Source organism: Phytobacter massiliensis JC163 (genome assembly GCF_000321045.1).
Lineage (GTDB): Bacteria > Pseudomonadota > Gammaproteobacteria > Enterobacterales > Enterobacteriaceae > Phytobacter_A > Phytobacter_A massiliensis.
Map to the genome: position 1 here is coordinate 13,654 of NZ_HE578946.1, position 25,229 is coordinate 38,882.

Consider the following 25,229-nt stretch of genomic DNA (forward strand, 5'->3'; position numbering starts at 1 on the left):
TGGTGCGGCGCTAAGTGCGGCATTACTAAACGCGGCACTAAATGCGGCAAGTTAGACAAACAAGGAGAATTTATGCCTATTACGATTCATGAAATAAAGGAACATTACGATTATTACGGGCTTCATGATATGGTCTCAATGTCAACGAAAGAATACCAACAGATTTTAGCTAATGGTGCTTTGTTCTGGATGGATCATCATGATTTTGTTCGCAGCACTCTTTCCGATGAAATCTTGGCAACAAACAAGGAGCAACTAGATGCAATAATTGAGCATCTACAACAATACAGAGACAGAATGCCTTCTGCCTAGAAATTTGTTAGGGGCTGATTCCAAGCCCCTGAATGTTTCAATAATTAAAGTGACTTTCAACTGAAAGTTGTTTGCAGCCCAATAATTTTAAAGCTTTTCGAATGTAATATAAAGCAGCGGTATTGTCGATAATGTAGCGGAAGGCTTCATTTTTATCTTGTTGTGCATCTCTTAAATTTCTTTCAAATTCTCTTTCATAATCTTCTGCGTAATATTGATTGGATTGTCGGCCCATAATAATCAATGTGGTTAAATCTGCTAATTCTTCCTCTGAAAAGAGAGGTAGGTAAGTAGTGGTGATGTGCATTTTTAACCGTAGGTAGTCTAAAAAATCTTCTGCTCTGATATCGGATAAACTAATGCCTGAATCCTGTAGAGGGTCCAGAAATACGCTATTTTTTTCATTACGTCTTTTATATGTAGTGCGTACCAAGCTTTTTTAAAACGCAATAGTGTATTTTTCCCGCTATGTTTAAGTGGAAATTCAACGCCAATTAAAGATGATAGGTATCTATTTACAACAATTTTGTCGATTGCTTTTATAAGTTGTTTGTTGCTATTGAGATTAAATTTTTCTTGATGAATTCCTTTTTTTCACTGTAAGTGTAGTTACCCATTCATTTTTATTACCTAGAGCTTTTGAAAGCTTGATTAGATCACGGCGTGAAAATTTATCGGTAAACGTACCTGTTTTATACTCATCTTTCAGATTTAGAGTGAGCTTAATTATTTCTCGCAAACCTTCCGTGAGCTTTTTGAAATAAACAACAAATCTTACAAGGTTAATGATTGGTGTTTTTTCCAAATGTGTCGCTCCGACATTGGACTCAGGGTATCTAAAAGTTTGTGCTGTGTCGTCTATAGCCACAAAGTCTAATATATAAGGCTCGATTTTTTTGTAATGTGAAATAGTCGTATATCTGTCCTCTCAGCGACATTAATCGTGGCATCCCATAGTTTCTTGATGCTGTGGATTTTTGTCACATCAGGAACTGATATCGCCAATCCTCGGAGATCTGCCATGTCAATGAGGATAGTCTTTAGAGAAAGCTCAATTCCGTGCCTGGCAGAGTAGGCAATCGGATAAACAAGTAAATCAACTTCTCCTCTCTTGTTATTTTTGTATATATAGTCAGTAAGTATCTCTGGGGTTCTAAGGTAACCTTCAGCATAAGTTAATGAGTCAGGGAAACCATTCGTTCCGACGCAAGCATTCAGCCAATCAAATCGACCATTGCCCAAACCAAAGGTGTTATTAAAGATTGTTTCTTTTTCCATTAATCGGTCCTTGCTTTGTAAATTATTTGTTCAATGTTGTTCATTGCTGTTTGAATCAAAAAATACTCGTTTACATCAATAATTCAATATATATCTTAAAGAGTGGCACTCAGACGTGAGCCGCCACTGGCCGTCAGGTTTTTTGCCCATCAGACAGGCTCCTTTACTGACGGCCTTCCCTCCAAGCGCTGGTTTCACGTCTCAACGTTAATTGTTACGGAAACCACTCCATGAAGAAATTACTCGAATTACGCCAGCAGAAAGCAGCACTCAAAACCCAGATGCGCGCCTTGCTGGAAAAAGCCGACAGCGAAAAGCGCAGCCTGAACGATGAAGAGGGCAAGCAGTTCGACGAACTCCGCGCCCAGGCTGATGCGCTTGAAGTTGAAATTACCCGCCTTGAAGCTGTCGCTGACGATCAGCGCAATTTGCCTGGTACTTCTGTTGAAGGTAAAGGCGTGAGCAACGATGAGCTGCGCCACTACATCATGACCGGCGATACCCGTTCTCTTTCCACGCTGGTGCAGGCTGACGGCGGCTATACCGTTATCCCTGAGCTGGACAAAGAGATCATGCGCCAGTTGCAGGATGACAGCATTATGCGCTCTATCGCCACGGTGAAGACCACTAAAACCAATGAATACCAGAAGCTGGTGTCTGTGGGTGGGACTACCGTTAAACGTGGCACCGAAGGCGAAGCACGTACCGAAACCAGCACGTCGAAGATGGAGCGCGTTGATATCAAACTCAACCCGATCTACGCCTACCCGAAAACAACTCAGGAGATCCTCGACTTCTCCGAGGTGGATATTCTGGGCTGGCTGTCTTCCGAAATTACCGACACCTTCACCGCTACCGAAGAAAGCGACTTTGTGAACGGCGACGGTGATAAAAAATCCAGAGGGTTCCTGTCCTATCCACGCGCGGCCACCAGCGATAAAACCCGTCCGTTCGGCACGCTGGAGAAGATGACCACCGCTGCTGTTAACTCCGATGGCCTGATCGACCTGCTGTACAAGCTGAAAGCCAAATACCGCAAAAATGCTGTATGGGTGATGAACTCCAACACCGCCGCCACGCTTCAAAAGCTGAAAAACGGCAACGGCGATTACATCTGGCGCGATCGTCTTGTCGCTGACTCCCCTGATACCCTGCTGGGCCGTCCGGTTCAGTATCTGGAGACGATGCCTGATGCGGCTGCCGGTGAAGCGTTCCTGGCAGTCGGCGACTTCAAGCGCGGTTACTTCATCGTGGATCACACCACTGGCGTGCGCACCCGTCCCGACAACATCACCGAACCCGGTTTCTACAAGGTGCACACCGATAAATACTTGGGCGGTGGTGTGGTGGACTCCAGTGCCATCAAGGTGCTTGAGCTTTCCGGCTCCGGTTCCTGATCTGATGTTTAAGGGGCTCCGGCCCCTTTTTGCCCTCTGTGGAGTCCAGACAATGAAAACAATCGATTTTGAAATCCGCACTTCCGATCTGAGCGCCAGCAACAAAAAGCTGGTGGGGTACGCGGTGCGCTGGAACAGCCTCTCAGAAGTGATCTGGGATGAGTTCCGCGAGCAGTTCGCGCCGGGAGCGTTTAAAGACAGCCTGGCTTCCGGCAGTGATGTGCGTGCGCTGTATGAGCATAACTATGCCCAACTGCTGGGGCGTACCAAATCCGGCACGCTGGTACTGTCCGAAGATGATACCGGGCTGCGCTTCGAGCTGACGCCACCAGACACTCAGCTTGGTAATGATGTGCTGGCGCTGGTGGAGCGCGGGGATATTTCCGGCATGAGCTTTGGTTTCCGGGCACTGAAAGAGGCGTGGGATGTCGGCCAGTCTCCTTACCTGCGTACCGTGACCGCTGCCGAACTGCGGGAAATCACCGTTACCTCAATGCCTGCTTACCCTGAATCCGGCGTGGAAATCGCGCACCGTTCGCTTTTCTCCCAGCATCCTGAACTTATGCGCACTGGTGATAACCGTCGCCGCTGGGCTGACCTGGCGGGGCTGTGATATGTGGAATATCTGGCCTTTTGGCCGCAAAACAGATCAGCGCAGCCTGACCATTGATGAGTTTCTGGCGATGGCAGGGATTCCAAATACCGGATCAGGCGAATATGTGTCTGCGGGTACTGCGGAATCCCTGCCGGCGGTAATGAATGCCGTGGCGGTTATCAGCGAGGCGGTGGCAACAATGCCCTGCTATCTGTACCGGGTGCGCAACGATAACGGGCGCGAGGCGCGGGAATGGCTGAGCAATCACCCGGTCGATTTTCTCCTGAATGAGCAGCCGAACGACTGCCAGACACCTTACCAGTTCAAGCGCACGATGATGCGCCACTGTCTGCTGAACGGTAACGCCTATGCGGTGATCCAGTGGGGCCGAGACGGCCAGCCGCAGTCCCTGCATCCGTATGCGCCGGGTGCAGTGGTGCCTGAGCGTATCGGCGAGCATAAGTACAAATACACCATCACTGAACCGTTTACCGGGGTAGTACGTACCTACCTGCAGGAAGAGATTCTGCACCTGCGTTACTCGACCGATGATGGTTTTCTGGGGCGCTCGCCGATCACCATCTGCCGTGAGGCGCTGGGGTTAGGTCTGGCCCAGCAGCGCCACGGCGCCAGCATTATGAAAGACGGCATGATGGCGGCGGGTATCGTGAAGGCTAAAGAGTGGCTCGACAGCACTAACGGCAAGAAAGCGCTGGATGCGCTGGAGCGTTACAAAGGTGCCAGAAATGCCGGTAAAACGCCGATCCTTGAAGGTGGCATGGAATACGAGCAGCTTGGCATGAGCAATCAGGATGCCGAGTGGCTGGCCTCCCGCCGGTTCTCTATTGAAGACATTGCCCGCATGTTCAACGTGTCGCCCATCTTTCTGCAGGAATACAGCAACAGCACCTACAGCAACTTCAGTGAGGCGAGCCGCGCCTTTCTCACCATGACAATGCGCCCCTGGCTGGCCAACTTCGAGCAGCAGATTAAATCCGCGCTGCTGGTGGCATCACCTGTCCCGGGCATCCGCTACCAGGTGGAATTCGACTCTGCCGATCTTCTTCGTGCCACCCCTACCGACCGTTACGCCACTTATGAGCGCGGGATCAAGAACGGGATTATTAATCCGAACGAAGCGCGAGAAAAAGAGGGGATGCCGCCGCGTGAAGGTGGCGACGAATACAGCCAGGCATGGAAACAGGAAGTGAAGATCAGCAATGACAACAAGGAAGGTGACGAATGAGAGCCGGAGGACTGAGAAATCGCGTCACTATCCGCACTTTCACTTCATCGAGAACACCTTCCGGGCAGGTTATTCAGGTATGGGAAGACGGGGAAACTATCTGGGCTGAGGTAAAGGGGATCAGCGGTCGGGAATTAATGGCGTCAGGTGCTGAGCTTGCCGAAGCGACAATCCGCGTGTGGGTGCGTTTTCGCCGTGATATCACGGCCGCCAGTCGTCTGAAAGTACTCACTGGCCCATTTGCTGGCAGCACTCTCAATATTATCGGGCCTCCTGTACCTGATGCGGAAGGTACGCGGCTGGAAATTCTCTGTAAGACAGGAACGGAAAAATGACAGCAGAAATCACACTTGAAGAAGCAAAGCTGCATTGCCGTATTGATGATGATTACGAAGACACTCTGATACAGGCGTATATAGAAGCGGCACTGGAAGTTTGCCAGAAGCATATCGGCAAGCGATTTGATAACGGTCTGGAGTTTACCCCCGCTATCAGGATTGGCTGCCTGATGTACGTCTCTCAGTTGTATGAGTACCGCACAATGATTGGTGATACCGACGCCAGAGAGATACCGATGGCGGTCTCTGCTTTGTGGTCTGTCTACCGTGATGTGGGGGTGTACTGATGCCGTGGCAACCACTACGACGGTGCACCGAGCCGGGATGCAATAAGCGGGTGAAGTCCGGCAAATGCGATGAACACAAGAGGGAAGCGTGGCGGGCAGAGGATGCCCGACGCGGCCACCGTCGCGCCCGCGGTTATTCAGCTTCATGGGAGAAGTACCGCGCTCAGTATCTGAAACGTCATCCCCTGTGCGTTGAGTGCCAGAAGCTGGGCCTCTACGTACCTGCAAAGATTGTCGATCACATCATCCCTGTCGACGGCGGTAATGATGTTCTGTTCTGGCCTGAGTGGAATCACCAGCCGTTATGCCAGACGCATCATAACCAGAAGACCACACAGCAAGACCCAATCACCAAAGTGCAGCGCAAAGCAGGTCTTTACCGCGAGCAGGAAGAGCGTGCAGCACAACGTAATGACTGGATGTATGAGGCACGCGATGAATGAGAAAGACGTGGTGAATCTGTACCGATCATTAATGCGCTGCCGTGATGGCTTCATGAAGGGCCGTGTCAGACGCGATGAGGGCCAGCCCGTGAAGCGTATGAGTGAACGTGATCGGGAGGTGATGGAATGTTTCCGCAACCGCTGACGGGACGCATGGGCAGGGTGGGGGAGGTTTTCAGGACAAAACCCCGGGTGCAAGGCACCGCCCGCCCCCTCAAATTTTTACGCACGGTGATTTTTTTGACAGCAGTAAGCCTTAAGGAAACGGGACGTTATGGCAAGACCACCTAAACCACCCGCTTACCTTGATGAAATTGCAGGGCAGCAGTGGAAGACGAAAGCGAAGCAACTGGCCGAACGCGGAGATCTGACTCCTGCCGACTGGAACAGCCTGGAGCTTTATTGCGTTAACTACTCGATGTACCGGAAAGCCGTTGAAGACATTGCCCTGCGTGGGTTTTCCGTCGAAGGTTCGCGCGGCGCAACCACCAGCAATCCGGCGCTGAAAGCGAAATCCGACGCTGAAAAAATCATGATTAAAATGTCGTCGCTGCTGGGGTTTGATCCGGTAAGCCGCCGCCGTAACCCGGTAGAAACGGAAGAGGAAGACGATCTTGACCGTCTGGGATAAGTACGCAAACGCGATAAAAACGGGCGAAATTCCCGCCTGTAAGCGGGTGAAACAGGCCGTCGAACGGTACTTTTCAGACCTGAATGACCCTCGTTATGTGTTCGATGTGGCGACCGTAGAGCGGTTTATTGCGTTTTCGCGGCTCTGTCCTCACGTCAAAGGCCCGTTGCGCGGGCAGCCTATCGAGCTGGAGCCGTGGCAGCAGTTCGCCTTTGCTAACCTGCTGGGGTTTAAAGTCAGGGAGTCAGGCCGGCGGAAGTACAGCAGCGCTTTTATTGAAGTGCCGCGCAAAAATGCCAAATCCACCGTGGCTGCAATGCTGGCTAACTGGTTTCTGGTGATGGAGAAGGGCCAGCAGGATATCTACACGGCGGCGGTAAGCCGGGATCAGGCCCGAATCGTGTTCGACGATGCCCGCCAGATGTGTCTGCTGTCAAAACCGCTGAAAAAGCGCGTCAGTATTCAGGCGCACAAGGTCATTTTCCCTAAGAGCAACAGCCTGTTAAAGCCGCTGGCGGCGAAAGCGGCCACGATTGAAGGGACTAACCCCAGCCTGGCGATTGTCGATGAGTACCACCTTCACCCGGATAACGGCGTTTATTCCGCGCTTGAGCTGGGTATGGGCGCTCGTCCGGAGGCGATGTTGTTCGCCATCACCACCGCCGGGAGTAACGTTGTCTCGGCCTGTAAGCAGCATTATGACTACTGCTGTCAGATTCTGGCCGGGGAAGAGAGCAACGATTCGCTGTTTGTCCTCATCTACGAGTTTGACGACGAAAGCGAGGTTGAGCAGCCGGAAATGTGGATCAAGGCTAACCCTAACCTTCATGTTTCCGTTGATGCCGCGAAGCTGGAATCCACCATTCAGAAAGCGCGGGGTATACCGTCGCAATGGGTGGAAATGCTCACCAAACGTTTCAATATCTGGTGTCAGGGCTCCACGCCGTGGATGGGTGCTGGCGCATGGGATGCCTGTGCACTCGACTATGCCGAAGAAGACCTGGCCGGGATGGAGTGTTACGCCGGATTTGACCTGTCCTCAACCAGCGACATTACCAGCGTGAGCTACGCGTTCCCATTCGACAGGGAGATCCGCCTGCTGACCCGTCATTATCTGCCGGAAGCCCAACTGCTTAACGTCGCCAACAAAAACCGCGCCATCTACCGCCAGTGGGTGAAAGCGGGCTGGATACGCACCACACCCGGCGACTGTATCGACTATGACCGTATCCGTGACGATATCCTGCGCGACGCTGAAACCTTCAATATCCGGCTGGTGGGCTTCGATACGTGGAACGCCACGCATTTACGCACCCAGTTACAGGGGGCAGGGCTTGATGTGGAGCCGTTCCCGCAAACCTATATCAAGTTCAGTCCAGTGGCTAAATCCTTTGAGGTATTCGTTAACCGTAAGGTGGTGCGCCATCGTGGTGATCCGGTTCTGGCCTGGGCGATTGGTAACGTGGTGATGGAGTCTGACGCCAATGCCAACATCAAGCCCAACAAAAAGAAATCCTCCAACAAGATCGACCCGGCTGTGTCTGCGCTAATGGCGTTCGGCGCCTTCCAGGCAGAGCATGAGGATTTTGCCTTTGAGATGAGCGGTAGCTATAAAAAACGGCTAGCGAATTTTGATGGCATCTAATTCATTTATATATTAAGACTTTATTTGGAGTGAGTGTTTTTATGGGGGTGAAAAAGCATGATGCTAAAATAGCATCATGCCTTGTAATCATTTTGCTATTATTTTGGGGAGTGTCTTTAAAAATATTTCTTTTGGCTTTCCTGAATCTGTTAAAGCTTTTAAGAAAGTTTTATCGGTTGGAGCGCACGTGCTTTGGTTGAGTAAAGTTTCACCTAACTTTCTAAGCCTTAAGAACTGACCATCTTCTTGAATTCTATATCTAAGAGTACTGTCAGTTTTTATAACCTCAACAAATGCTGAAACTTTATTAATATCAAAGTGCTCAAACATTTCTAAAATTAATGGTGCCGCCCCATCTGAATAAAAGTTCTTTCTGCTATATTGGAAGCTAGAACCACGATGCCCAACATATGTCTTAGTTATAGCTGATACAAATTCGAATATGTTATCTTCTGGGATAAAGCTTGAGAATGGCATTAAAGCTGTGGTGTGTTTTTCTTCATCAGCCCAACTATCTAAAGACTCTGCAAGGTTACTTATGAGTGGCTCTATGATAACTTTACGCGATGCGGGGCTAATATACATCAGGCCATCAACAAGAAGAATAAATTGTTGAGCTTTCTCAATCTTACTTATGTTTCCTGAAACAAGATATTTATCGAATTGTTGTCCAACTCTTCTTTTATCATCTTTTTTTAGTAGCCCCCATAAAATTGGTGCGCAAAATTCTATGTTGTTACGTAATTCACTTGAAATATTTGCCGAGCAATATGTACCAAAAAAACGGGTTGATAATTCACTTATATAAATATCAGGAAGGTCGGAAAATGCCTGCTCAACAGCTAACTTATTTTTATTAAATGTCGCCGAATCCATTTCTGATAAATAAGTTGCAATGTCAATAATGCTTGGTGGATATTCCTTAGAAAGAACGTATTTATTACAATCATTGATAAGGTTTACAACTTTAATTAGATCAGGGTCGCTACTTTGTGGATGTCCACCGAAAAGATTTCTTGTATCACGAGCTTGCTGCAAGAGTTTATGGCCTTCCCGGTCTATTACACCAATTTTGAAGGCGCCATCTATTAAATCAAAATCACTAACGTAATCTTGAAAATCTTCGTAGGTTTTAATGTCTTTTTTTGCTTACATTCTTTATTGAAGAGATCAAGACTGCGATGCATGATTTTCTTACGTAAGTCATCAACTACAGCATTCCAGTAGGCAGTAATGGCACTTCTGTATCCTTTTACTGGTAATACGCGTAATGCCTCAGAAATATAGGGACAGTCCGTAACTTCATCACGAACAGTAGATAATGCACTTTGCAGAAGCGCTATCTCTGATGGAGCTAGGGGAACTGGGGGCACCATATGTATACTTATTTCAGTACCTTTCATTTGGGCTTATTCCTATTGTGTAATTTTTTCTCCTCCTAACTTTATTTAAACCTACACAGAGATCAAGCTTGTTCGTTAAAGTTTGTTAATGTTTATTAAATGGTGTAGTCAATGGTGTAGTCATTCTAATAAAAAAGGCGCTATCCCATGCCGAGTAGCGCCTTTTTAAACAAACACTTAACTGATTAGTATCAGTTCATGCCGTATTTTTTCAGTTTCTTACGCAGCGTACCGCGGTTGATGCCCATCATCAGGGCTGCGCGGGTCTGGTTACCACGGGTGTATTGCATCACCATGTCCAACAGTGGCTGCTCTACTTCAGCCAGTACCAGCTCATAGAGGTCATTAACATCCTGACCATTCAGTTGAGCAAAATAGTTCTTCAGTGCCTGTTTAACCGAGTCACGCAGAGGTTTTTGGGTTACCTGATCCTGAGAGTTAACGGTAGAAACGGTCAGTACGTCAGAATTTACGCGTTGTTCGAACATAGTTCTGTCAGCTCTTTATTTCTATTACGCAAAATTTTCGAAGTATGCCTCCAACGCCTCCAGCTGTTCGCTGGCATCCTCAATGGCGTTGAATGTGCGCCGAAACTGGTCATTTGGAGCGTGCTCCTGGAGATACCAGGAGACGTGTTTACGCGCAATTCGGTACCCCTTTGCCTGACCGTAAAAGTCATGCAATTCCCGAACATGCGCACAAAGCAAGCGCTTAACTTCTGCCAGAGGCAGAGGCGGGAGCAACTCCCCAGTGTCCAGATAATGCTGGATTTCCCGAAAGATCCAGGGTCTTCCCTGAGCTGCGCGGCCTATCATCAGGGCATCCGCCCCCGTATAGTCGAGCACAGCTCTGGCTTTAAGCGGGTCAGTAATGTCGCCATTCGCGATAACCGGAATGGAAACTTTCTGCTTAACTGCCCGAATGCTGTCGTATTCAGCTTCTCCGTTGAACAAACAGGCGCGGGTGCGTCCGTGAATGGTCAGAGCCTGAATGCCACAGTCTTCAGCCAGTTGGGCAATCTTTACACAGTTACGGTGTTCCACAGCCCAGCCGGTACGCGTCTTTAGCGTGACGGGAACATCCACTGCCTTCACTACCGCGGTCAGGATAGACTCCACCAGATCCGGGTACTGCAGCAGGGCCGAGCCCGCAAGCTTACGATTCACTTTTTTGGCCGGACAGCCCATATTGATATCAATAATTTGGGCGCCGCTTTCCACATTGATACGCGCGGCTTGCGCCATCTCTTCCGGGTCGCTCCCAGCAATTTGCACGGTACGAATACCGGGCTCATCAATATGCACCATACGTAACCTGGACTTATCGCTCTCCCAAACCTGCGGGTTGGAGGACATCATCTCGGATACGGTCAACCCCGCTCCCATCTCGTAACATAAGGTACGAAAGGGTCTGTCGGTAATGCCAGCCATTGGCGCTGCGATAAGGCGGTTTCTGAGCTGGTGGTTTCCGATGCGCATGAGTTAAGAAATGACCATACTGTGACTGCAAGGCGGCGTATATTACGCATTTTTTGCACGAGATGAAAGGCCAAACTTTGAGCAATCCACTGTCGTAGATCAATGAATCCCGGTCTGTGCGATTACGTCAAAATATTATTTTATTAAAATCATGGTGTTAAGCAATTACGATTGATTTGTGAGCAAATATAAATTCGTAAAACTTCTTGTTTTTTCTTAAAGAGAGGGCGGTCCGGACGGCATAATTTGCTGTTTTAATCGCCAAAAACCATGGTGAAAATGAGATCTCACTCCCATTTTCACCTTTCGGAGCATTATGCTGATGAATATGACGTAGCCGTCACAGTATGCCGTTACGCTTACTTTTTAGTCCCGGTAATACGGCACCACTCCTCTTTTTCCACCACGGCATCAAGCGCAAAAGTCTCGTTATAGGCTTCGCATACGCTCTCCGCCTGGCTGGCGAGGATGCCAGAAAGGCCCAGCAGGCCCCCTGAAACAGGCAGTACGCTGATAAGCGGCGCAAGCTCGCGTAACGGGCCAGCCAGAATATTCGCGACCACCACGTCCGCCTGCATCGCTTCTGGCTGGTCTTTCGGCAGATAAAGCTCCAGGCGCTCAGAGACGCCGTTGCGCTCGGCGTTGTCACGGCTTGCCTGGATAGCCTGCGGGTCGATATCGATACCGATCGCCTTCGCCGCGCCCAGCTTAAGGGCCGCGATGGCGAGGATGCCGGAGCCGCAGCCAAAATCGATAACGGTTTTGCCTGCTAAATCCAACTCGTCCAGCCATTGCAGACACAGGGAGGTCGTTGGGTGCGTACCTGTCCCGAACGCAAGGCCAGGGTCGAGCATGACGTTGACCGCATTCGCATCCGGCACGTCGCGCCAGCTTGGGCAGATCCACAGGCGCTCGCCAAAGCGCATCGGATGAAAGTTATCCATCCATTCGCGCTCCCAGTCTTTATCTTCCAGCTGTTCGATTTTATGCGCGAAGCCTGCGCCAAGCAGAGGATGATGCGCCAGTATCGCCACCACCTCTTTCATGTCGGTTTCGGCATCGAACAGGCCGATAACATCGGTATCGCCCCACAGGCGCGTTTCGCCCGGTAGCGGCTCAAACACCGGCGTGTCGTGCGTATCCTGAAACGTGATGGATACGGCGCCCGCTTCCATTAGCGCATCGCTTAGCTCTTCGGCGTTAGCGCCGGAGGTATTTAACTTCAGTTGGATCCACGGCATAGGAAACTCTTTATTTATTCACTCAATGTATCCGCCCCGGCAACGGAGCGGCCAAAACGGTTACCGATAAGAAACGCCAGCAGGCTAATCACCAGCGACGGCACAATCGGATGAAGGTTCAGATACTGAATTTTTAACGTCGCCAGCACGGCATACAGCACGCCGCCGACGACCATGGCGCTCAACGCGCCAGCGGCGTTGGCGCGCTCCCAGTACAGCCCCAGCACCAGCGGCCATAAGAAAACGGCCTCAAGCCCGCCAAACGCTAACAGGTTCAGCCAGATAATCATTTCAGGCGGACGCCAGGCGGCCAGCAGCAGCAACAGGCCCAGCAGCAGCGTAATGGCCGACGACATACGCTTGAGCCGCCGCTCGTTATTCATCTGCTCAGGGCGCAGATTCAGGTAGAGATCTTTAATGATCGTAGCGGAACTTTGCAGCAGTTGGGCGTTGATCGTCGACATGATCGCCGCCATTGGCGCCGCCAGAAAGATCCCGGCGGCAAAGGGAGGCAGCACTTTGACCATCAGGGTAGGGATCACCAGATCCGGCACGGTCAGGTCGGGGATCACCGCCCGCCCCAGCGCGCCGGCCAGGTGCATGCCAAACATCAGGATAGCGACGACGACAGTGCCAATGATCATTCCCCGGTGGACGGCTTTACTGTCTTTGTACGAGATACAGCGCACGGCGGTATGGGGCAGCCCAATGACGCCAAAGCACACCAGCACCCAGAAGGAGGTCATAAAGGCGGGAGATAGAATATCATCCGCGCCCTGAGGGGAAATCAGTTTCGGATCGATGGTCTGTAAGGTTTCAACGGCATGGCCTAACCCGCCGGCGGCGTGAACAATCCCTACCAGCAAGACAATCGTGCCTATCAGCATGACCAGCCCCTGCAGGGTGTCATTAAGGACGCTGGCGCGAAAACCGCCGAAAGCGGTATAAAGCGCGATGCTGACCCCGAAAATCAACAGGCCGGTCTCATATGGAATCCCTGCCGCCGTCTCCAGCAAACGCGCGCCGCCGATAAACTGCACCGTCATCGCGCCGATAAACGCCACCAACAGGCTCAGGCTTGCCAGCCACACCAGCACGCGGCTCTGATAGCGGGCGAAGAGCATATCGTTAAGCGTCACGGCGTTATATCGCCGCGCAAGGATGGCGAACTTTTTCCCCAGAATCCCCAGCGAGAGCCAGATTGCAGGCAGTTGGATCATCGCCAGCAGCACCCATCCCAGGCCATATTTATAGGCCGCGCCCGGCCCGCCGATAAAGGAGCTGGCGCTGATATAGGTGGCGGTCAGGGTCATCGCCAGCACGACACCGCCCATAGAGCGGCTGCCAAGAAAATACTCGTTGAGGAATGTGCCGGTGTGGCGCTTTTTCATGGCGTATAGCGACAGGCCGAATACCACAACCAGATAGGCGACCAGCGGCAGAATCACTTCAAGCTGCATCGTCATCCTCCAGCGAAATATCGCGATAGATAAACTTCACCATCGCCCAGCAGAGCACAATAAAGACCAGCGGCAGCAGCAGGCAGGCCATCTCAAACCAGTGTGGAAGCCCGGTAAAACCCAGCGTCGAATCTGGTAAGTAAGCGGCCACTAACCATGCAGCCAGATAAAGAAGGGTCAGCCACAGCGCCCAGCGCGCCTCTTTATGGGCCTGAACAAAACGCTTGTCCATTGTTTGTCCCTTGTGGATGAAGAAAGTGGGGATTGTACCTTACGCGCCTGGGGTCGCCCCAGAAATAAAAAAGGCCGGAAAATCCGGCCTCTTGCTGGGAATGCAGAACTATTTTTCCTGCAGTCCAAGTTTTTTCTCCAGATAGTGGATATTGGTACCACCATGCTGGAAGTTCTCGTCGTTCATGATGCGGGTTTGCAGATCGACGTTGGTTTTAATGCCATCGATGATCAGCTCCTGCAGCGCGTTACGCATGCGGGCGATAGCCACATCACGGTTTTCGCCATAGCAGATAAGCTTACCGATCATGGAGTCATAGTACGGCGGTACGGTGTAACCGGCGTAAATATGAGACTCCCAGCGCACGCCGAAACCGCCCGGCGCGTGGAAGCGGGTAATTTTACCCGGGCTCGGCAGGAAGGTATTCGGATCTTCGGCGTTAATACGGCACTCTACCGCATGACCACGAACCTGCACCTCTTCCTGTTTGATGGACAGCGGCTGACCGGCAGCGATACGCAGCTGCTCTTTAATCAGGTCTACGCCGGTGATCATCTCGGTTACCGGGTGCTCTACCTGAATACGGGTGTTCATCTCAATGAAGTAGAACTCGCCGTTTTCGAACAGGAACTCGAACGTACCCGCCCCGCGATAGCCGATATCCACGCACGCTTTCGCGCAGCGCTCGCCGATATAGCGACGCAGTTCCGGGGTGATGCCCGGCGCCGGCGCTTCTTCAACGACTTTCTGGTGGCGACGCTGCATGGAGCAGTCGCGCTCTGCCAGATAAATCGCGTTGCCCTGGCCGTCGGCCAGTACCTGGATCTCAATGTGACGCGGATTTTCCAGGTATTTTTCCATATACACCATGTCGTTGTTGAAAGCGGCTTTCGCTTCCGCACGGGTCATGGAGATGGACTGGGCCAGATCGGTGTCGCTGCGCACGACGCGCATACCGCGACCGCCGCCGCCGCCGGAGGCTTTGATAATAACCGGGTAGCCGATACGTTTAGCATGGGCGCGGTTTTTATCCATATCGTCGCCCAGCGGGCCGTCAGAGCCCGGTACGGTCGGTACGCCCGCTTTTTTCATGGCGGTGATGGCAGACACTTTATCGCCCATCAGACGGATGGTATCGGCTTTCGGGCCAATAAAGATAAAGCCGGACTGCTCAACCTGCTCGGCAAAGTTGGCGTTCTCGGAGAGGAAGCCGTAGCCGGGGTGAATCGCTACCGCGCCGGTGATTTCAGCGGCGCTGATAATCGCGGGGATATTCAGATAGCTTTTTACGGACGGGGCTGGCCCGATACAGACCGTCTCATCCGCCAACAGTACATGTTTTAAATCGCGATCCGCGGTGGAGTGCACGGCGACCGTCTTAATGCCCAGCTCTTTACAGGCACGAAGAATACGCAGTGCGATCTCGCCACGGTTAGCGATAACAATTTTATCCAGCATGTGCGCCTCGTTATTCGATGACGACCAGCGGCTCGTCAAATTCAACCGGTTGGCCACTTTCAACCAGAATGGCTTTTACTACGCCCGCTTTGTCAGCTTCGATCTGGTTCATCATTTTCATGGCTTCAACGATGCACAGGGTGTCGCCTACGTTGACTTTCTGGCCAACTTCGCAGAACGCTTTCGCGTCCGGGCTCGGCGTGCGGTAGAAGGTCCCGACCATCGGGGAACGTACGATGTGACCACTGATTTGCGCAGCCGCAGGTTCTGCCGCCGGGGCCGGAGCCGCCGGAGCGACCGCGCCTGCAAGCGCAGGCTGCTGCATAACCGGAGCCGCATAAGCTTGCTGCATCACCGGGAAGCCCGTGTTCGCCGGTGCGCGGCTGATGCGTACAGACTCTTCGCCTTCAGAAATTTCCAGTTCAGCGATGCCTGATTCTTCAACCAGTTCGATCAGTTTTTTAATCTTACGAATATCCATGAGTGGGTTCCGTACTCTTGTTTAGTTTGATTGTGACAGGCGTTTTACCGCCGTCTGTAAAGCGTGTGAATAGCTGCGACGCCGAAACAGGGGTGCTGGCGTCAGCAGCGATTTCATAGAGACTGGGCGGAAACGAAAAGGTTCATGCGTACTAACACTGCATAAAAAGCGAACTGCAATGTGAACGGTGCGGGCCTTTTCAGCCGTCTGTTTCCGGCATGTTAAAATGGCTGCGTTCAAAAAGCAAAATCCGCAATCTGCGCGCCATTGTGCCGGTATCTCCTGCAATTTATCGGTAAAAAACAACATATACCTTGATTGCGTGGTTGTCACCTTTTCAGAGTCCTAAAAACCCCGTCGGCAAAACCAAAGTCGCACATTATAACGATTTCGTAGCATTTGGCAGCTAAATACTGGTCTTATCAGGGAAGATTATCAACCGCTATTAGCGCTATAACAGTAATTGATAAGGGAACTGCGGAGAACAGCACATAACGAATCATTAACGCCACCACTGACGGAACTTCTTGTATCGCAACGCTAATAAGGCAAATGCGATGGCGGCATAGACGAGCGGCTGGGGCGACAGGATCTTCACCGACCACAGGTAATGAACGGATGCGAGGATCGCCACAAGATAGACGAAGTTATGCAACTGTTGCCAGCGTCTGCCCAATTTTCGCTGCGCCCACTGAGTAGACGTGGCGGCAAGCGCGAGCAGGATCAGCCAGCTGACGATGCCAAGCATCAGATAGGGGCGCGAGACGAGTTCGCTGCCCAGTAAAAGCAGGTTGTTAATCCCTAATTCCAGTAGCGCATAGCTGGTCAGATGGAGCGTCGCCCATGCAAAACACCATAGCCCTAACAGACGGCGGGTGCGGATCAGCAGCGGCTGACGACCATAGCGCGCGAGGGGAGTGACCAGCAGGCTGGCTAACAGAAATTTGAGCGCCATTCTGCCGGTAAAATGCTGAATATCCTTGGCCGGATCGGCGCTGAAATAGCCCTGCGATGCCGCCCAGAATAACCAGACAAACGGCAGGAAGCCCGCCAGATGCAGCACTACTTTCAGCCAGCTAATCTGTTTTAGCGTTAAGCGCACTCAAAAACTCTCCCGCAAATCTAAACCGCGATACAGCGAAGCGACGTCCTCGGCGTAGCCGTTAAAGAGCAGCGTCGGCTGCCTTTTTACATCAAGAATACCGCCTGAACCAATAAAACGCTCGGTCGCCTGCGACCAGCGAGGGTGATCGACGTGCGGGTTAACGTTTGCATAAAAACCGTACTCGTCGGGCGCGGCGAGATTCCACGTGGTGGGCGGGCGCTTTTCGGTCAGTTTAATACTGACAATGGATTTAATGCCTTTAAAACCGTATTTCCACGGTACGGTCAGGCGGATCGGCGCGCCGTTTTGCGGCGGCAGCGCTTTACCGTAAACCCCAACAGATAGCAGGGTGAGCGGATGCATGGCTTCGTCGATGCGTAAGCCTTCTACATAGGGGTATTCCAGGCCGCCGCCGATAAACCTGTCCTTTTGTCCGGGCATATCGTCAGGCGCGTAGAGCGTCTGAAAAGCCACATATTTGGCCTTGCTGGTGGGTTCGACCAGCGTCAGCAGCTTATGCAGCGGGAAGCCAATCCAGGGGACAACCATTGACCAGGCCTCCACGCAGCGCATTCGGTAGATGCGCTCCTCAAGCGGAAACTTTTTCGTCAGATCGTCGTAATCGAGCGTCAGGGGTTTCGCCACTTCACCGTCGATTTTCAACGTCCAGGGCATCGTTTTCATGCTCCCGGCGTTGGCGGCCGGATCGGCTTTATCGAGTCCGAACTCATAGAAGTTGTTATAGCCGGTGACTTTATCTTCCGGCGTTAAGGCGAGGGTGCTTCGCCACTGTTCGGGCTTACTGAATTCCAGCGGTCTGCCTGAGGGGGCTTTAGGACGGTCGTTGCCTTTAAACCAGTCCAGCAGATCGGCCCGCGCGGCAGGGGCAAGCGTGAGCGCCGCGGCGCTGATTCCCAACGTCTTTAGGATCTGCCGACGTTGCAGCAGGAAAACCGCTTCCGCGGTGACATCGGCTTCGGTCAGTTTTTTCATCTTTCATGTCATCCTCTACCCTAGCTCTTTAATCATGGTGGAAACGTTAACAAAACGCTAACAAGAGTGTGTTACTAATCATTGAAAAAAGCGCTGGAAAGCGGGTGCCCGCGAAGATTGGCAAAAAAAATCTGCGAACTATACTCGCATATTCAGGCGCAATACGGGTTGCCAGACGCGGCAGGACTGTTAGTATGCCGTCTCGTTTTGCAAGTTAGCGCTTACTCTGCATTCGGCAGGTCATTGCGCCTTGTTCTTTTACACGACGGAGTTAACACAAGGATGCGATTAACGACGAGATTTTCCGCTTTTTTAACGCTGCTAACGGGCCTGGCGATATTCGTCACCCTGTTTGGCTGTTCGTTAAGCTTTTATAACGCGATCCAGCAAAAAGTCGCCAACCGCGTGCACTCGGTCGCGGCGGTGGTGGACACGCGTTTGATCACTATGCCGCCTGAGATTCTGTTAACCCGGCTGGATGAACTGATGGTGCCCGTCGATATTGTCAGCGTCGAGGTGCGTCAGGGGCAAAAGACCATTCTTGAACATACCCGCAACAGCACTTACCGCCCCGCGGGCAGCGCCTATCAATACCGTAAACTGCAGGTTGATTCAATCAAGAACCCCGGTATGACCATCACCATGCTCTACCAGGATCCGATGGCCCACTATTTCAGTTCGCTGGCGAATACAGTGCCGCTGACCCTCGCGATCGGCTTTATGATTGTTATCATTTTTCTGTCGGTGCGCTGGCTGCGGCGTCAGCTTTCGGGTCAGGAATTACTGGAGATGCGCGCTACCCGCATTCTTAACGGTGAGCGTGGCGCACGGGTGCGCGGTTCCATTCATGAATGGCCTTCACGCGCCAGCAGCGCGCTGGATGTACTGCTTTCTGAAATCCACTTTGCCAGCGAGCAGCGTAGCCATATCGACACGATGATCCGCTCTTATGTCGCCCAGGATACCAAAACCGGCCTCAATAACCGGCTCTTCTTCGACAACCAGCTGGCGACGCTGTTGGAAGACCAGGAGAAAGTTGGCGCATACGGCGTCGTTATGATGATCCGCCTGCCTGATTTTGATCTGCTGCGTGACAGTTGGGGAAAACCGGCGGTGGAAGACCACCTCTTTATGCTGGTTAACCTGCTGTCGACATTTATTATGCGCTACCCGGGGGCGCTGCTGGCGCGTTACTACCGCAGCGATTTTGCCGTTCTGCTCCCCCATCGCACGCTTAAAGAGGCGGAAAGTATCGCCGGGCAAATCTTAAAGGCGGTGGAAGGGCTGCCGCCCAGTAAGATGCTCGTCTGGGAAGATATGATTCATATTGGCATCTGTGCCTGGCGTAGCGGCCAGTCGACCGAGCAGGTGATGGAGCATGCGGAAGCGGCGGCCCGTAATGCCGGATTGCAAGGGGGGAACAGCTGGTCCGTCTATGACGATTCCCTGCCGGAGCAGGGGCGCGGCAACGTGCGCTGGCGCACCCTCATCGAACAGATGCTAAGCCGCGGCGGCCCGCGGGTGTACCAGAAACCGGCGGTCAACCGTGAGGGTATGGTGCATCACCGTGAGCTGATGTGCCGCATCTACGACGGCGAGCAAGAGGTGATTGCGGCAGAATATATGCCGATGGTGTTGCAGTTTGGTCTGTCGGAAGAGTACGACCGGCAGCAGGTTAGCCGCCTTATCTCTTTTTTACGTTTCTGGCCGGAAGAGACCCTTGCGCTGCAGGTGATGGTAGAGTCGTTGATTCGCCCACGTTTTCAGCGCTGGCTGCGCGATACCTTGATGCAGTGCGAAAAATCGCAGCGAAGTCGGATTATTATTGAACTTGCCGAGGCAGATGTTTGTCAACACATCAGCCGGTTACAACCGGTGGTGCGGTTAATTAACGCGTTGGGCGCGCGAGTGGCTGTCACACAAGCGGGTCTCACACTGGTCAGCACCAGCTGGATTAAAGCGCTGGAGGTGGAGCTGTTGAAGCTTCATCCGGGGCTGGTCAGGAATATTGAAAAACGCACGGAAAACCAGCTGCTGGTTCAAAGCCTGGTGGAAGCCTGCAAAGGAACGCGCACGCGGGTTTTTGCCACCGGCGTCCGCTCGCGCGGCGAATGGCAGACGCTGGTTGAACGCGGTGTCTCCGGCGGTCAGGGCGATTTTTTTGCCTCGTCTCAGCCGCTTGATACCAGCGTGAAAAAATATTCGCAAAGATACTCGGTTTGAACTGCCGTTTAAGCCTTTTTCACGTAGAATAACGCGCGCTGTATCGTATGGGGGTGTGCTTGTCTGCCCGCCAGAATGCCGCAGCGTGAACGCAAGTTTTTACCTTTGACAGGTTGCAAACGCAGGGCAGGGAATGCTCCATTCGATATTCCTTCCGTAAGGAGGCTGGGGTGTTTGTAACAAAGGAAACAAACTGCACTAATTTTCACCGCAGCAGATGATTTTTCCGCCTTGTCGCTGCTGCGCGTGGTTGGTAAAGTAAGCGGATTTTGTTTTCCGCCCCAGCTTTCAGGATTATCCCTTAGTATGTTGAAAAAATTTCGTGGCATGTTTTCCAATGACCTGTCCATTGACCTGGGTACCGCGAATACCCTCATTTATGTAAAAGGACAAGGCATCGTATTGAATGAGCCTTCCGTTGTGGCCATTCGTCAGGATCGTGCCGGTTCGCCGAAAAGCGTGGCTGCGGTTGGTCATGATGCGAAGCAGATGCTTGGGCGTACTCCGGGCAATATTGCTGCCATTCGCCCCATGAAAGACGGCGTTATTGCCGACTTCTTCGTGACGGAAAAAATGCTGCAGCACTTTATCAAACAGGTGCACAGCAACAGCTTCATGCGTCCGAGCCCGCGCGTGCTGGTCTGCGTACCGGTCGGCGCGACCCAGGTTGAACGTCGCGCTATTCGTGAATCCGCCCAGGGCGCTGGCGCCCGTGAAGTATTCCTGATTGAAGAGCCGATGGCAGCAGCAATTGGTGCGGGTCTTCCGGTTTCCGAAGCAACCGGCTCCATGGTGGTTGATATCGGCGGCGGTACAACCGAAGTAGCCGTTATCTCCCTCAACGGCGTGGTCTATTCTTCTTCCGTACGCATCGGCGGCGACCGCTTTGATGAAGCCATCATCAATTATGTGCGCCGTAACTACGGCTCGCTTATCGGTGAAGCGACCGCAGAGCGTATCAAACATGAAATCGGTTCGGCTTATCCGGGCGATGAAGTCCGCGAAATCGAAGTCCGTGGCCGTAACCTGGCGGAAGGCGTTCCGCGCGGCTTTACCCTGAACTCCAATGAAATCCTCGAAGCGCTGCAGGAACCGCTGACCGGCATCGTGAGCGCCGTCATGGTCGCCCTTGAGCAGTGCCCGCCGGAGCTGGCATCTGATATTTCTGAGCGCGGTATGGTTCTGACCGGTGGTGGCGCATTGCTGCGTAACCTCGACCGCCTGTTAATGGAAGAGACAGGTATTCCTGTCGTAGTTGCAGAAGATCCACTGACTTGCGTAGCCCGTGGCGGCGGCAAGGCGCTGGAAATGATCGATATGCACGGCGGCGATTTGTTCAGCGAAGAGTAGTCTGCGTCAGGTTCGGAGCGCGAATGTGCTCCGAATCTGCCTGGCCTGAGAATACGCAAAGCCTATGAAGCCAATTTTTAGCCGTGGCCCGTCGCTACAGATTCGCCTTTTCCTGGCGGTGCTGGTGGCGCTTGGAGTTATCATTGCCGACAGCCGCCTCGGTACGTTCAGTCAAATCAGAACGTACATGGATACTGCCGTCAGCCCCTTCTACTTTATATCCAACGGTCCCCGCGAATTACTGGACAGCGTGTCGCAAACGCTCTCCTCGCGCGATCAACTTGAGCTTGAAAACCGGGCATTGCGTCAGGAGTTACTGCTGAAAAACAGCGAACTGCTGATGTTAGGTCAATACAAACAGGAGAACGCGCGTCTGCGCGAGCTGCTGGGTTCGCCGCTGCGCCAGGACGAACAAAAAATGGTGACGCAGGTCATCTCCACGGTGAACGACCCTTATAGCGACCAGGTGGTTATCGATAAAGGCAGCGTGAATGGCGTGTACGAAGGTCAGCCGGTCATCAGCGATAAAGGCGTGGTCGGCCAGGTGGTCGCCGTTGCGAAATTAACCAGCCGGGTGCTGTTGATTTGCGATGCCACGCACGCGCTGCCGATCCAGGTATTGCGTAACGATATTCGGGTGATTGCCGCCGGTAACGGCTGCACCGACGACCTGCAGCTGGAACACCTTCCCGCCAACACGGATATTCGCGTGGGCGACGTGCTGGTGACCTCCGGGCTGGGCGGGCGTTTCCCTGAGGGATATCCGGTTGGGGTGGTCTCCTCCGTGAAGCTGGATACCCAGCGCGCCTATACCGTTATTCAGGCGCGCCCAACCGCTGGCTTACAGCGTCTGCGTTATCTGCTGCTGCTGTGGGGAGCCGATCGGAATGGCTCCAATCCTATGACGCCGGAAGAGGTACACCGCGTGGCGAACGAGCGTTTAATGCAGATGATGCCGCAAGTTTTGCCGTCGCCTGATGCCATGGGGCCGCCTGCGCCGATCCCTGCACCGGCAACCGGTATCGCCGCGCCGCCTGCTCAGGGCAGCCGGGGAGGCCAATAGTGGCAAGTTACCGTAGCCAGGGGCGCTGGGTTATCTGGCTCTCGTTTCTTATTGCTCTGCTGCTTCAGGTTATGCCCTGGCCGGACGACATCCTTGTCTACCGGCCAAATTGGGTTTTGCTCATTCTGCTGTACTGGATCCTGGCGTTGCCGCATCGCGTAAATGTCGGTACGGGTTTCGTGATGGGTGCCATACTGGATCTGATTAGCGGCTCCACGCTTGGCGTACGCGCGTTATCGTTGAGCATCATCGCCTATCTGGTGGCGCTTAAGTTTCAGCTGTTTCGCAATCTGGCGCTCTGGCAACAGGCGCTGATGGTGATGGTGTTATCGCTGGCGACCGAAGTTATCGTCTTCTGGGCTGAATTCCTGGTGATTAACGTCTCGTTTAAACCTGAGATTTTCTGGAGCAGCTTTGTTAATGGCCTGCTCTGGCCGTGGCTCTTCCTGTTAATGCGTAAAATTCGTCAGCAGTTTGCCGTGCAATAAGGTTTTTATGACAGATATCTGGCTTGCCTCTGGTTCCCCGCGTCGTCAGGAACTGCTCACTCAGCTGGGCGTCAGCTTCGAACGAATTGTCCCCGGTATTGAGGAGCAGCGTGGTGTGGCGGAGAGCGCGCAACAATACGTAGTGCGGCTGGCGCGGGAAAAAGCGCAGGCGGGCGTGGCGATGGCGCCGCGCGATTTGCCGGTACTCGGCGCGGACACCATTGTCATATTTAATGGTGAAGTGCTTGAAAAACCGAAGGACTCCTCGCATGCTGCTAAAATGCTACGGCAGCTCTCCGGTCAAACCCATCAGGTGATGACGGCGGTGGCGCTGGCGGATCGCCAGCATCTGCTGGATTGCCTGGTGATGACGGAGGTGACCTTCCGTACGCTTTCCGAAAAAGATATTACCGGCTACGTGGCCAGCGGCGAGCCGCTGGACAAGGCTGGCGCATATGGAATACAGGGGCTCGGCGGCTGCTTCGTCAGAAAAATTAATGGCAGCTATCATGCGGTGGTCGGCTTGCCGCTGGTGGAGACCTGGGAATTGTTGAGCAATTTTAATGCGTTACGCGAGGGAAGAGAGAATCATGACGGCTGAATTGTTAGTCAATGTCACGCCATCGGAAACACGTGTGGCCTATATCGATGGCGGCATATTGCAGGAGATCCACATCGAGCGCGAGGCGCGACGCGGGATCGTGGGCAATATCTACAAAGGCCGTGTCAGTCGCGTACTGCCGGGTATGCAGGCGGCTTTTGTAGATATTGGCCTGGATAAGGCGGCCTTTCTTCACGCTTCGGACATCATGCCCCATACCGAATGCGTCGCGGGGGAAGAGCAAAAGAACTTCACCGTACGCGATATCTCTGAGCTGGTACGTCAGGGGCAGGATTTAATGGTCCAGGTGGTGAAAGATCCGCTGGGCACCAAAGGCGCGCGCCTGACCACGGATATCACCCTGCCTTCCCGTTACCTGGTATTTATGCCCGGCGCGTCGCACGTCGGCGTTTCGCAACGCATTGAAAGCGAAGCGGAACGCGAGCGTTTAAAACAGGTGGTGGCCGCCTATTGCGACGAGCAGGGTGGATTTATCATCCGCACCGCCGCGGAAGGGGTCTGCGAAGAAGATCTCGCCGCCGATGCGGCCTATCTCAAGCGCGTCTGGACTAAAGTGATGGAGCGTAAAAAGCGCCATCAAACCCGCTGCAAGCTCTATGGCGAGCTGGCGCTGGCGCAGCGCGTGCTGCGTGATTTCGCCGATGCCCATCTCGATCGTATCCGCGTCGACTCCCGCCTTACCTATGAAGCGTTACAGGAGTTCACGGCGGAGTATATCCCTGAGATGACCAGCAAGCTGGAGCACTACAGCGGTCGTCAGCCGATCTTCGATCTTTTCGATGTCGAGAATGAGATCCAGCGGGCGCTTGAGCGCAAAGTCGAGTTGAAATCGGGCGGCTATTTGATTATCGATCAGACCGAAGCGATGACCACGGTGGATATCAACACTGGCGCGTTTGTCGGCCACCGTAACCTCGACGATACCATCTTTAACACCAATATCGAGGCCACGCAGGCCATCGCCCGTCAGCTTCGCCTGCGCAACCTGGGCGGGATCATTATCATCGATTTTATCGACATGAATAATGAAGACCACCGCCGCCGCGTGCTGCATTCGCTGGAGCAGGCGTTGAGTAAAGATCGGGTGAAAACCAGCATTAACGGCTTCTCACAGCTTGGTCTGGTAGAAATGACGCGTAAGCGTACCAGAGAGAGCGTAGAGCATGTGCTGTGTAATGAATGCCCAACTTGCCACGGACGCGGCACGGTGAAAACGGTGGAAACCGTCTGCTACGAAATCATGCGCGAAATTGTGCGCGTGCATCATGCCTACGACTCGGATCGCTTCCTGGTCTATGCTTCTCCTGCGGTGGCGGAAACCCTGAAAGGGGAAGAGTCGCACGCGCTGGCCGAAGTGGAAATCTTCGTCGGCAAGCAGGTAAAAGTACAAATTGAGCCGCTCTATAATCAGGAGCAGTTTGATGTGGTGATGATGTAAGGGCTGACGCCCCGTGGTTTTA

General features: G+C 52.8%; 31 protein-coding genes. 16 read left to right on the plus strand and 15 right to left on the minus strand.

Annotation, left to right across the window (positions count from 1 at the left end):
• Positions 1 to 72 precede the first annotated feature (72 nt).
• Positions 73 to 312, plus strand: a complete 240-nt coding sequence (locus ENTHG_RS10480; protein ID WP_006178879.1) for a hypothetical protein — start codon at positions 73 to 75, stop codon at positions 310 to 312.
• Between the two features lie 37 nt (positions 313 to 349).
• On the opposite strand, the gene ENTHG_RS25070 is transcribed toward ENTHG_RS10480, so the two are convergent.
• The 3 genes from ENTHG_RS25070 to ENTHG_RS10485 all read right to left on the minus strand — a co-directional run bounded on the left by ENTHG_RS25070 (position 350) and on the right by ENTHG_RS10485 (position 1,590).
• Complete coding sequence (locus tag ENTHG_RS25070) at positions 350 to 619, minus strand: DUF3775 domain-containing protein (protein WP_106403253.1); 270 nt, start codon at positions 617 to 619, stop codon at positions 350 to 352.
• Positions 620 to 877: 258 nt separating this feature from the next.
• Positions 878 to 1,180, minus strand: a complete 303-nt coding sequence (locus ENTHG_RS25460; protein WP_145973663.1) for a hypothetical protein — start codon at positions 1,178 to 1,180, stop codon at positions 878 to 880.
• A 5-nt stretch (positions 1,181 to 1,185) separates the two neighbouring features.
• A complete protein-coding gene (locus tag ENTHG_RS10485) occupies positions 1,186 to 1,590 on the minus strand; it encodes a hypothetical protein (protein WP_044179427.1) in 405 nt (134 codons plus the stop codon).
• A gap of 230 nt (positions 1,591 to 1,820) precedes the next feature.
• On the opposite strand from ENTHG_RS10485, the gene ENTHG_RS10490 reads away from it, so the two are divergent.
• The 9 genes from ENTHG_RS10490 (at position 1,821) to ENTHG_RS10530 (ending at position 8,172) form a co-directional block, all read left to right on the plus strand.
• Positions 1,821 to 2,987 (plus strand): phage major capsid protein, encoded by a 1,167-nt coding sequence (locus ENTHG_RS10490; protein WP_044179430.1) that lies wholly within the window; start codon positions 1,821 to 1,823, stop codon positions 2,985 to 2,987.
• Positions 2,988 to 3,039: 52 nt separating this feature from the next.
• Positions 3,040 to 3,600, plus strand: coding sequence for an HK97 family phage prohead protease (locus ENTHG_RS10495; RefSeq protein WP_044179433.1), 561 nt, complete (start codon positions 3,040 to 3,042; stop codon positions 3,598 to 3,600).
• 1 nt (position 3,601) lies between these two features.
• Positions 3,602 to 4,828 carry a phage portal protein gene (locus ENTHG_RS10500; protein ID WP_044179436.1) on the plus strand — a complete coding sequence of 409 codons (1,227 nt, stop codon included), beginning with the start codon at positions 3,602 to 3,604 and terminating at the stop codon, positions 4,826 to 4,828.
• On the plus strand, positions 4,825 to 5,163 hold the full coding sequence (locus ENTHG_RS10505; RefSeq protein WP_032979707.1) for a phage head closure protein: 339 nt from the start codon (positions 4,825 to 4,827) through the stop codon (positions 5,161 to 5,163). Before ENTHG_RS10500 ends, ENTHG_RS10505 begins: the two co-directional genes overlap by 4 nt.
• Positions 5,160 to 5,453 carry a head-tail connector protein gene (locus tag ENTHG_RS10510; protein WP_044179441.1) on the plus strand — a complete coding sequence of 98 codons (294 nt, stop codon included), beginning with the start codon at positions 5,160 to 5,162 and terminating at the stop codon, positions 5,451 to 5,453. Before ENTHG_RS10505 ends, ENTHG_RS10510 begins: the two co-directional genes overlap by 4 nt.
• Positions 5,453 to 5,896 carry an HNH endonuclease signature motif containing protein gene (locus ENTHG_RS10515; protein WP_044179444.1) on the plus strand — a complete coding sequence of 148 codons (444 nt, stop codon included), beginning with the start codon at positions 5,453 to 5,455 and terminating at the stop codon, positions 5,894 to 5,896. Before ENTHG_RS10510 ends, ENTHG_RS10515 begins: the two co-directional genes overlap by 1 nt.
• A complete protein-coding gene (locus tag ENTHG_RS25700; RefSeq protein ID WP_044180648.1) occupies positions 5,889 to 6,041 on the plus strand; it encodes a hypothetical protein in 153 nt (50 codons plus the stop codon). The genes ENTHG_RS10515 and ENTHG_RS25700 overlap by 8 nt, the downstream gene beginning before the upstream one ends.
• Positions 6,042 to 6,170: 129 nt before the next feature.
• Positions 6,171 to 6,527, plus strand: coding sequence for a phage terminase small subunit P27 family (locus ENTHG_RS10525; RefSeq protein ID WP_044179447.1), 357 nt, complete (start codon positions 6,171 to 6,173; stop codon positions 6,525 to 6,527).
• Positions 6,511 to 8,172, plus strand: a complete 1,662-nt coding sequence (locus ENTHG_RS10530; protein ID WP_044179450.1) for a terminase large subunit — start codon at positions 6,511 to 6,513, stop codon at positions 8,170 to 8,172. Before ENTHG_RS10525 ends, ENTHG_RS10530 begins: the two co-directional genes overlap by 17 nt.
• Before the next feature lie 87 nt (positions 8,173 to 8,259).
• On the opposite strand, the gene ENTHG_RS10535 is transcribed toward ENTHG_RS10530, so the two are convergent.
• From ENTHG_RS10535 to msrP, 11 genes are all read right to left on the minus strand, one after another.
• Positions 8,260 to 9,210 (minus strand): hypothetical protein, encoded by a 951-nt coding sequence (locus tag ENTHG_RS10535; RefSeq protein ID WP_237567476.1) that lies wholly within the window; start codon positions 9,208 to 9,210, stop codon positions 8,260 to 8,262.
• A 50-nt stretch (positions 9,211 to 9,260) separates the two neighbouring features.
• Positions 9,261 to 9,575, minus strand: a complete 315-nt coding sequence (locus ENTHG_RS26025; protein WP_237567477.1) for a hypothetical protein — start codon at positions 9,573 to 9,575, stop codon at positions 9,261 to 9,263.
• A 191-nt stretch (positions 9,576 to 9,766) separates the two neighbouring features.
• Positions 9,767 to 10,063, minus strand: a complete 297-nt coding sequence (gene fis / locus ENTHG_RS10540) for a DNA-binding transcriptional regulator Fis (protein ID WP_000462905.1) — start codon at positions 10,061 to 10,063, stop codon at positions 9,767 to 9,769.
• Positions 10,064 to 10,087: 24 nt separating this feature from the next.
• Positions 10,088 to 11,053 carry a tRNA dihydrouridine synthase DusB gene (dusB, locus tag ENTHG_RS10545; RefSeq protein WP_044179453.1) on the minus strand — a complete coding sequence of 322 codons (966 nt, stop codon included), beginning with the start codon at positions 11,051 to 11,053 and terminating at the stop codon, positions 10,088 to 10,090.
• A gap of 359 nt (positions 11,054 to 11,412) precedes the next feature.
• Positions 11,413 to 12,294: a 50S ribosomal protein L11 methyltransferase gene (gene prmA / locus ENTHG_RS10550; protein ID WP_044179455.1), complete on the minus strand. Its 882-nt coding sequence runs from the start codon at positions 12,292 to 12,294 to the stop codon at positions 11,413 to 11,415.
• 14 nt (positions 12,295 to 12,308) lie between these two features.
• A complete protein-coding gene (gene panF, locus ENTHG_RS10555; RefSeq protein WP_044179458.1) occupies positions 12,309 to 13,754 on the minus strand; it encodes a sodium/pantothenate symporter in 1,446 nt (481 codons plus the stop codon).
• On the minus strand, positions 13,744 to 13,986 hold the full coding sequence (locus ENTHG_RS10560; protein WP_044179461.1) for a YhdT family protein: 243 nt from the start codon (positions 13,984 to 13,986) through the stop codon (positions 13,744 to 13,746). The genes panF and ENTHG_RS10560 overlap by 11 nt, the downstream gene beginning before the upstream one ends.
• Positions 13,987 to 14,094: 108 nt before the next feature.
• Positions 14,095 to 15,444, minus strand: a complete 1,350-nt coding sequence (gene accC, locus ENTHG_RS10565; RefSeq protein WP_044179464.1) for an acetyl-CoA carboxylase biotin carboxylase subunit — start codon at positions 15,442 to 15,444, stop codon at positions 14,095 to 14,097.
• A 10-nt stretch (positions 15,445 to 15,454) separates the two neighbouring features.
• A complete protein-coding gene (accB, locus tag ENTHG_RS10570) occupies positions 15,455 to 15,925 on the minus strand; it encodes an acetyl-CoA carboxylase biotin carboxyl carrier protein (RefSeq protein WP_044179466.1) in 471 nt (156 codons plus the stop codon).
• A gap of 502 nt (positions 15,926 to 16,427) precedes the next feature.
• The gene (gene msrQ, locus ENTHG_RS10575) at positions 16,428 to 17,027 is read right to left on the minus strand and encodes a protein-methionine-sulfoxide reductase heme-binding subunit MsrQ (RefSeq protein WP_044179470.1); all 600 of its coding nucleotides are present in this window, start codon (positions 17,025 to 17,027) and stop codon (positions 16,428 to 16,430) included.
• Complete coding sequence (gene msrP / locus ENTHG_RS10580; protein ID WP_044179472.1) at positions 17,028 to 18,023, minus strand: protein-methionine-sulfoxide reductase catalytic subunit MsrP; 996 nt, start codon at positions 18,021 to 18,023, stop codon at positions 17,028 to 17,030.
• A 282-nt stretch (positions 18,024 to 18,305) separates the two neighbouring features.
• Between msrP and csrD the strand changes: the two genes are divergently transcribed.
• On the plus strand, positions 18,306 to 20,246 hold the full coding sequence (gene csrD / locus ENTHG_RS10585; RefSeq protein ID WP_044179474.1) for an RNase E specificity factor CsrD: 1,941 nt from the start codon (positions 18,306 to 18,308) through the stop codon (positions 20,244 to 20,246).
• Between the two features lie 8 nt (positions 20,247 to 20,254).
• Here csrD and ENTHG_RS25465 read toward each other — a convergent pair whose 3' ends face one another.
• A complete protein-coding gene (locus ENTHG_RS25465; RefSeq protein WP_161624523.1) occupies positions 20,255 to 20,584 on the minus strand; it encodes a hypothetical protein in 330 nt (109 codons plus the stop codon).
• Here ENTHG_RS25465 and mreB point away from each other — a divergent pair.
• The 5 genes from mreB (at position 20,553) to rng (ending at position 25,207) form a co-directional block, all read left to right on the plus strand.
• Entirely contained in the window at positions 20,553 to 21,596 is a 1,044-nt protein-coding gene (gene mreB / locus ENTHG_RS10590) for a rod shape-determining protein MreB (RefSeq protein WP_000913396.1), read from the plus strand. The genes ENTHG_RS25465 and mreB overlap by 32 nt on opposite strands.
• A 64-nt stretch (positions 21,597 to 21,660) precedes the next feature.
• On the plus strand, positions 21,661 to 22,659 hold the full coding sequence (gene mreC / locus ENTHG_RS10595; RefSeq protein WP_044179476.1) for a rod shape-determining protein MreC: 999 nt from the start codon (positions 21,661 to 21,663) through the stop codon (positions 22,657 to 22,659).
• Positions 22,659 to 23,147, plus strand: coding sequence for a rod shape-determining protein MreD (mreD, locus tag ENTHG_RS10600; protein WP_044179478.1), 489 nt, complete (start codon positions 22,659 to 22,661; stop codon positions 23,145 to 23,147). Before mreC ends, mreD begins: the two co-directional genes overlap by 1 nt.
• A 7-nt stretch (positions 23,148 to 23,154) precedes the next feature.
• A complete protein-coding gene (locus tag ENTHG_RS10605) occupies positions 23,155 to 23,748 on the plus strand; it encodes a Maf family protein (protein WP_044179480.1) in 594 nt (197 codons plus the stop codon).
• Positions 23,738 to 25,207, plus strand: a complete 1,470-nt coding sequence (gene rng, locus ENTHG_RS10610; RefSeq protein ID WP_044179484.1) for a ribonuclease G — start codon at positions 23,738 to 23,740, stop codon at positions 25,205 to 25,207. The genes ENTHG_RS10605 and rng overlap by 11 nt, the downstream gene beginning before the upstream one ends.
• The last annotated feature ends 22 nt before the right edge of the window (positions 25,208 to 25,229 follow it).